This is a genomic window from Streptomyces sp. NPDC052052, assembly GCF_040680455.1.
Classification (GTDB): Bacteria; Actinomycetota; Actinomycetes; order Streptomycetales; family Streptomycetaceae; genus Streptomyces.
Window position 1 is genome coordinate 49,927 of sequence record NZ_JBFAWU010000035.1, and the last position, 8,274, is coordinate 58,200.

The 8,274-nt window shown below is 72.2% G+C and carries 2 protein-coding genes; both read right to left on the reverse strand.

What is annotated here, in order from left to right; genetic code table 11:
* Positions 1–3: 3 nt before the first annotated feature.
* The gene (locus AB0L71_RS30670) at positions 4–219 is read right to left on the reverse strand and encodes an MbtH family protein (RefSeq protein ID WP_365249276.1); all 216 of its coding nucleotides are present in this window, start codon (positions 217–219) and stop codon (positions 4–6) included.
* Between the two features lie 129 nt (positions 220–348).
* Positions 349–8,271 (reverse strand): amino acid adenylation domain-containing protein, encoded by a 7,923-nt coding sequence (locus AB0L71_RS30675; protein ID WP_365249285.1) that lies wholly within the window; start codon positions 8,269–8,271, stop codon positions 349–351.
* Positions 8,272–8,274 lie beyond the last annotated feature (3 nt).

The following is an 8,274-nucleotide window of genomic DNA, read 5'->3' on the forward strand; positions in this document are numbered from 1 at the left end:
GTGTCAGGCGGCGGCGCTCATCGCGGCGACCAGGCTCTTGGGCCGCATGTCGGTCCAGTTGGCGGTGACATGGGTGAGGCAGGTCTCACGGTCGGCCGGGCCGGTCGCAACGGTCCACCCGGCCGGCACCTCGGCGAAGGCCGGCCACAGGGAGTACTGCCCCTCGTCGTTGACCAGCGCCAGGTAGGACAGGTTCTCGTTCTCGAACGGGTTCGTCATGATGTCCTCGATCTCTCTCGTCAGGCGTGACTGTCGTGCAGGTACTCGTCCCGCGGGGGGCGCGGGTGATCGGAGCCGGCCGGGGCCGGTGTGACGGGCGAAATCCTGGCCCCCGTCACGGTCTTCGTCTCAGGCGTCCCAAAGGGCCTCGAACTCCTCCTGTTCCTCGGCGCTCAGCGTCACCAGCGGCTCGGCCGCCTGCTCCTGCGGAGCCGGTGCCGGGGGTTCGACGACGGTGGCCACCTCGGCGATGCCGGCCACCGTGCGGGCGGAGAACACGTCCCGGGGCGCCAGGCCCAGGCCGGCCTTGCGGGCCCGGGCCACCAACTGGATGGAGGCGATGGAGTCCCCGCCCAGCGTGAAGAAGTCGTCGTCGATCCCGACCGAGGAAAGGCCGAGCACCTCGGTGAACAGGTCGCGAATCAGTTCCTCACGGGGCGTGCGGGGCACCCTGCCGGCCTCGGCGGGGCCGAACTCCGGTGCGGGCAGGGCCCGATGGTCCAGCTTGCCGGTGACGGTCGTCGGCAGGTCGTCGAGGACGACGACGACGGCCGGCACCATGTACTCGGGCAGGCTCTCGGCGACCCACGCGCGCAGCTGCTCCGGGTCGGGCCGCTCCGTCGCCCCGCGCACCGGCACCACGTAGGCGACGAGGCGCTTGCCGCCGGGCTGGTCCTCCCTGGCCAGTACCGCCGCCCGGTCGACCGACGGGTGCCGGGACACCGCGGCCTCCACCTCACCGAGCTCGATGCGGAACCCGCGGATCTTGACCTGGTTGTCGGCCCGCCCGACGAATTCGAGCGCACCGTCCGCCGTCCAGCGCACCACGTCGCCGGTGCGGTACATCCGATCGCCGGGCTCCCCGAAGGGGCAGGCCACGAAGCGTTCCGCGGTGAGTCCGGGACGGTTCGCATAGCCCCGGGCCAGTGCGGAGCCCGCGATGTACAGCTCGCCGGGCGTGCCCGGCGCCACCGGCCGGAGCATCGCATCGAGCACGTACACCCGGGTGTTGATGATCGGGCCGCCGATCACCGGGTCCGATCCGACGCCCAGCGGCCGCGAGATGGTGGCGCAGATCGTCGACTCCGTGGGGCCGTACGCGTTGTACACGCGGTGGTCCGGCGCCCACCGGTCGATCAGTTCGCTCGGGAGCGCCTCGCCGGCGACCACCAGGGAGGAGAGCGACGGTACGGACTCGACGTCGATCGCGGCGAGCACCGAGGGGACGACCACTGCGTGGGTGACGCCCTCGTCCTGGATCAGCCGGACGAGCTGGTCCCCGGGCAGCCGGGACTCGCCGGGGGCGAGCACCAGGCGGGCGCCGGTCAGGAGGGACATGCACAGCTCGAAGACGATGGCGTCGAAGCCGGGCGAGGAGAACTGGAGCACCACGCTGCCGGAGTCGAGACCGGTGCTGTCGACCTGGGTCCGGACCAGGCTCGCGATGCCCTGGTGGGTGACCTCGACGCCCTTCGGTACACCGGTCGAGCCCGAGGTGTAGATGACGTACGCGGCGTTCCCGGGGGCCGCCGCGGACGGGCCGGTGGCGTCGAGCGGTGCGGCGGACCGGTGTGCCACGTCGGTGCGGAACGACTCCTCGTCGACGAGCACCCGGTGACCGTCGAAGGGCTCGGCCGCCCATACGGTGTCCGACGCGGTGAGGAGGCAGACGGGCCCGCTGTCGGCGAGGACGTTGCGGACCCGCTCCGGCGGGTACGCCAGGTCCACCGGGACGAAGACGCCGCCCGCCTTGAGCACGGCGAGGACGGCGGTCACCCAGTCCCTGCCGCGGGGCAGGGCGATGACGACCCGGGTCTCGGGTCGCACACCGGCCTCGGCCAGTGCCCTGGCCCACTGGTTGGCCCGGCCGTCCAGTTCCGCGTACGTCCAGGTGACGCCTTCGCAGACCAGCGCCGGGGCTGAGGGGGCTCGGCGGACGTGCGCGGCGAACGCCTCCGGGATGGTGACGGGTGCGATCGCGGTGGCGGTGCGGTTCCACTCCTGCACCACCTGGTCCCGCCGTTGCGCCGAGAGCGCGTCCAGGCGTCCCACGAGCCGGCCGGGGTCCTGCGCCATCGTGGTGAGCAGCTCGCGCAGCCCCGCCAGGACGTCGCCCGCCCGGTCCTCGTCGACGACGTCGGGCCGGTGGTTCACCTCCAGTCGCAGGCTCGCGCCCGGGTAGACGGTCAGGCTCAGCGGATAGTGGATGACGGGGGTGTCCTCGTCGGTGAGGGCGGCGGTCTCCAGGCCCGGTGCCCGCAACGCGTCGGCGTCCCACGGGACGCTCTGGAACGCGGTCGAGGTGTCGAAGAGTTCGCCGAGCCCGGTGCGGCGCTGGATCTGTGCCAGGCCGACGTGGTGGTACGGGGTGAGGGCGGCCTGCCGGCGCTGGAGGTCGGCGAGCAGGTCCTCCAGGGGCTGGGCCGGGTCGAGCCGGACCCGTACCGGGACGGTGTTGATCAGCATCCCGACCATGTCCTCGACGCCCGACACCTCCGGCGGTCGTCCCGAGACGGTGGCGCCGAAGACGACGTCCTGCTGTCCGGTGAGGCTCGCGAGCAGCAGCGCCCACGCGCCCTGCACCACGGTGTTCAGCGTCAGGCCCCGGGAGCGGGCCACCGCGCCGAGCCGCGCCGTGGTCTCCTCGTCGAGGAGGGCGATGGTGCGGGCCGGCAGCTCCGTCACCGAGGTCGGCGTGCCCGGTGCGACCAGGGTCGGCTCCTCGAAGCCGGCCAGTTCTTCGATCCAGGCGTCCAGGGCTGCGTCCTGGTCCTGTGCGGTCAGCCAGGACAGGTAGTCCCGGAACGGTGCCACCGGCGTGAGGCCGCTCTGGTCACCGCGCGCCGCGTACAGCTCGAAGACCTCGGCGAGCGCCCGGGCCATCGACCAGCCGTCCCAGATGATGTGATGGCTGGTGAGGACGAGGGCGTGGCGGTTGGCGGCGAGCCGGAGCAGGGTCACGCGCATCAGCGGCGGTGCGGCCGGGTCGAATCCCTGGAGCCGGTCCGTGTGCAGGAAGTTGTCGATCCGTTCCCGCTGTGCCTCCGCCGGGACGCCGGTGAGGTCCAGCTCGTGCCACGGGACGGTGACCTCGGCCGGCACGAGCTGCACGGGTTCGCCGGAACGGCGTACCAGGAAGCCCGCCCGGAGACCGGCGTGGCGGCCCACCACGCCCTGGAACGCGGCGTGCAGGGCCGCGGTGTCCAGGACGCCGTTCAGGAGCATCGGCGCCTGCATGACGTAGGGGTCGGCCTTCTGCTCGTCGTAGAGGGCGTGGAAGAGCAGGCCCTCCTGGAGCGGGGTGAGCGGCCACACGTCCTGTACCGGGCCGGGTACGGCGAGCCCTGCCTCCAGCTCGGCGCGCTCCCGTGCGGCGAGCGGTACGAGGGGCCGGTCGGAGGGGACGAAGCCGGTTGTGGCCGTCGTCTCACTGATGGTGTCGGCCAGGCCCGCGACGGTCCTGGCGGTGAACACGTGCTGCGGGGAGAGGCCGAGTCCGGCGGCCCGGGCACGTACCGAGAGCTGGATCGAGGTGATGGAGTCACCGCCCAGCTCGAAGAAGCTGTCGTCGATCCCGACCCGGGCGACCCCCAGCACCTCGGCGAACAGCTCGCACAGCAGCTGCTCGCGCGGCGTACGCGGGGCACGGCTGTCCTCCGCGCCCCGGAACTCCGGCACCGGGAGGGCGGTCCGGTCCAGCTTCCCGGCCCCGGTCACCGGCAGTGCGTCCAGCGGCACGAAGGCCGCGGGCACCATGTGCGCCGGCAACGACCCCGTCAGCGACTCCCGCAGGCCGGCCACGTCCAGGGCGGACGCCGGGCCGGCGGCCGGCACGACATAGGCCACCAGACGCTTCGGCGCTCCGGCGTCGTCCCGGGCCACCACGGCGACCTGACCGACCGTCGGGAGGGCGGAGAGCGCGGCCTCGATCTCACCCGGCTCCACCCGGAAACCACGGATCTTCACCTGGTGATCCGCACGCCCCACGAACTCCAGCGCACCGTCCGCGTTCCACCGCACCACATCCCCGGTGCGGTACATCCGCTCACCCAGCTCCCCGAACGGGCAGGCCACAAAGCGTTCCGCGGTCAGACACGGCCGGTTCACATACCCACGCGACACACCCGCACCCGCGATGTACAGCTCCCCCGCAACTCCCGCACCCACCGGACGCAGCGCCGCGTCCAGGACGTACACCCGGGTGTTGTCCATGGGGCGGCCGATATGGGCCCGCATGGAGCCGACGACCCGGCTGTACGTGGAGTCCACGGCGCACTCGCTGGGACCGTACAGGTTGTAGGAGGCCACCCCGGCGGCGGCGAGGTCGGTCCACAGGGACTCGTCGACCGCCTCCCCGCCGAGCGAGATGAGCTCCGGCCGGTATCCGGGGGTGCTCAGTAGTCCCGCGGACAGGAGCTGGGTGGCGTGCAGCGGGGTCAGGTTGAGGGAGTCGATGCGGTGCTGCGCGCAGTAGTCGACGAGCAGGCGCGCGTCCTGGCGTGCCGCGTCGTCGATCAGGTGCAGCTCGTGCCCCGCGACCATCCTCAGCAGATCCGCCCAGGCCGCGTCGAAGCCGAGGACGGCGACGAGTGCGACCTTGAGGCGGCGGCCGCCGAGGGAGGCCACGGCGGGCAGCATGTAGGCGCTGTCCTGTGCGTGGAGCAGGTTGACGAGGTTGCGGTGGGTGACCGCGACGCCCTTCGGGCGGCCTGTCGACCCCGACGTGTGGATGACGTAGGCGAGGTGGGCGGGGAGGAGCGGCCGGACCCGGTCGGTGTCGGTCGGATCGTGCGCGGGCCGGCCGGCGCCGGGTCCGTCCTGCTCGTCCTGCTCGTCGAGGAGCAGGACGGGTGCGGTGGACGCGGCGGGGACCCGGGAGGCCGTCGCCGCGACGGTCAGTACGGCGGCGGGCCGTACGTCGGCGAAGAGCGCGGCAATGCGGTCCTCGGGCCAGGACAGTTCGACGGGCAGGTAGGTGCAGCCGGCCTTCAGGGCGCCCAGCACAGCGACGATGGCCTCGACAGACCGGGGGGCCGGGACGGCCACCGGGTCGTCCGGGCCCGCACCGAGGGCGATCAGGCGGTGCGCCACCTGGTTGGCGCGCCGGTTCAGTTCGGCGAAGGACAGCCGTGCGTCCCTGAAGACGAGGGCGGTGTCGTCGGGGTGTGCGGCGGCCTGCTTCTCGAACAGTTCCGGAACGGTCAGCTCGGGCACCGGCCGGTCCGCGCCGCTTCCCGCGCCGAGCAGGTGGGACCGCTCCTGGCCGGTGAGGATGTCGACCCGGCCGACGAGGCGTCCGGGGTCGGTCGCTACGACCGCGAGGCACGCGGCGACCCGTGCGGCGAACAGTTCCGCCCGGTCGGCGTCGAAGACGTCTGCGCGGTAACTGATCTCCAGTCGCATGCGGTCGCCGGGGAAGACGTCGATGCTGAGCGGGAAGTGTGTGAAGCCCTGGGTCTCGTCGTCGAGGGTGTCGACCCGCAGCCCGTCGACACGCAGTGCGTCCTCGTCCCACGGCGAGTTCTGGAACACCACGGAGGTGTCGAAGAGTTCACCGAGCCCGGTGCGGCGCTGGATCTGTGCCAGGCCGACGTGGTGGTACGGGGTGAGGGCGGCCTGCCGGTGCTGGAGGTCGGCGAGCAGGTCCTCCAGGGGCTGGGCCGGGTCCAGGCCGACGCGCACCGGAACGGTGTTGATCAGCAGGCCGACGATGTCCTGGACGCCCGCGACCTGTGGGGCGCGTCCGGAGACAGTGGCGCCGAAGACGATGTCCTGCTCCCCGGTGAGGCTCGCGAGCAGCAGCGCCCACGCGCCCTGCACCACGGTGTTCAGCGTCAGGCCCCGGGAGCGGGCCACCGCGCCGAGCCGAGCCGTGGTCTCCTCGTCGAGGAAGTGCACCGCACGGGCCGGCGGTGCGGGCAGCGAACCGTCCAGGCCGGGGGCGACCAGGGTCGGCTCCTCCAGGCCGGTCAGTTCACCGCTCCAGGCGTCCAGGGCGGCGTCCTCGTCCTGGACGTTCAGCCAGGCCAGGTAGGAGCGGAAGGGCACCACGGGCGGCAGGCCGCTCGCGTCACCGCGCGCCTCGTACAGCCCGAACACGTCGAGCATCGCCCGCGCCATGGACCAGCCGTCCCACAGGATGTGATGGCTCGTCAGGATGACGACGTGGCGGTCGGCCGCGAGCCGCACCAGCGTCACTCGCAGCAGCGGCGGCACCACCGGGTCGAAGCGTTCGCGCCGGTCCTTGGCGAGCAGGTCCTTCAGGTGGCGTTCGCGGGTGGCCTCGTCGGGGAGGCCGGTGAGGTCCACTTCGCGCCACGGGACGGTGACCTCGGCCGGCACGACCTGCACCGGCTCGCCGGTACGGCGCACCAGGAAACCTGCGCGGAGGTTGGCGTGGCGGCGCACCAGGTCCTGGAACGCGGCCCGCAGCGCCTCCACGTCGACCTCGCCGGCCACGGTCAGCGGCATCTGGGTGTGGTACGGGTCGGTGGGGTCGTCGGCCTGGTGGTGCTCCCCGGTGCTCGTGCCGTCGTAGAGGACGTGGAAGAGGAGTCCTTCCTGGAGCGGGGTCAACGGCCACACCTCCTCGACCGGGCCTGCCTCGGCGAAGGCTGCGTCGATCTCGGCCCGAGCCTCGGGAGCGAGATCCATGAGCGGCTTGTCCTCGTCGGTGACGGTCGTGTCCTCGGCGTTCTCCTCGACCGTCCGGGCCATCTCGGCCAGCGCTGCGACCGTCTTCGCCTCGAAGACGTCCTGTGGGGAGATGTCGAGTCCGGCGGAGCGTGCGCGTACCGAGAGTTGGATCGAGGTGATCGAGTCGCCGCCGAGTTCGAAGAAGCTGTCGTCGATGCCGAGTTGCTCGATGCCCAGGACCTCTGCGAACAGTTCGCAGAGGAGATGTTCGCGCGGGGCGCGTGCGGCCCTGCTGTCCTCCGCGCTGCGGAACTCGGGTGCGGGGAGGGCGGCTCGGTCGAGCTTTCCGGTGCCGGTGACCGGCAGTGCGTCCAGCGGTACGAAGGCCGCGGGCACCATGTAGGCGGGGAGCGTGGAGGCCAGGGCCTCACGCAGGACCGAGACATCCAGGGCGGACGCGGGGCCGGAGGCCGGCACGACATACGCCACCAGACGCTTCGAGCCGGTGTCCTCACGGGCCAGCACGGCGACCTGGCCGACCGACGCGAGGGTGGACAGTGCGGCTTCGATCTCGCCCGGCTCCACGCGGAAACCACGGATCTTCACCTGGTGGTCCGCACGCCCCACGAACTCCAGCGCACCGTCCGCGTTCCACCGCACCACATCACCCGTGCGGTACATCCGCTCACCCAGCTCCCCGAAGGGGCAGGCCACGAAACGCTCGGCCGTCAGTCCCGGGCGGTTCACATACCCGCGTGACACACCGGCACCCGCGATGTACAGCTCCCCCGCAACCCCCACACCCACCGGGCGCAGCGCCGCGTCCAGGACGTAGGTCCGCATACCGTCCAGCGGATGCCCAATCGGCATCACCGCCGGCACCTCCGCCGACACCCCCAACGGGAAGGCCGTGGCGAAGGTCGTGGTCTCCGTCGGGCCGTACACGTCGACGAGCAGGAGATCCGGGCAGTGCTCGCGGACCCGGCGCACCGCGTCCGCACGTACCGCCTCACCGCCGGTCCACAGCTCCCGCAGCCCCACCATGCAGCCGGGGTCCTCCAGCGCGAACGCATGGAAGAGAGCCGTCGTCAGGAAGAGCGCCGTGATGCCGTGCGCGGCGACGAGCTCGCGCAGGACACCCGCGGTCAGCGCCTTGGCCGGGGAGAAGACCAGACGGCCGCCGGACAGGAGGGGTACCCACAGCTCGTAGGTCGAGGCGTCGAACATCAGCGAGGAGTGCGACAACAGGACCTCGTGCCCCGAAGCGAACCGCTCATCACGGGCCAGGGCCACCACATCCGCATGCGTGACCTCCACCCCCTTGGGCACACCCGTCGACCCCGACGTGAACATCACATACGCCGCACTCCCGGGCACCGGACCCGCCACCTCACCGGCCACCGACGCCCCGGACATGCC

Coding starts and splice junctions, on each gene's coding strand:
- AB0L71_RS30670 (WP_365249276.1), bottom strand. CDS start 219: ATGACGAACCCGTTCGAGAACGAGAACCTGTCCTACCTGGCGCTGGTC.
- AB0L71_RS30675 (WP_365249285.1), bottom strand. CDS start 8,271: ATGTCCGGGGCGTCGGTGGCCGGTGAGGTGGCGGGTCCGGTGCCCGGG.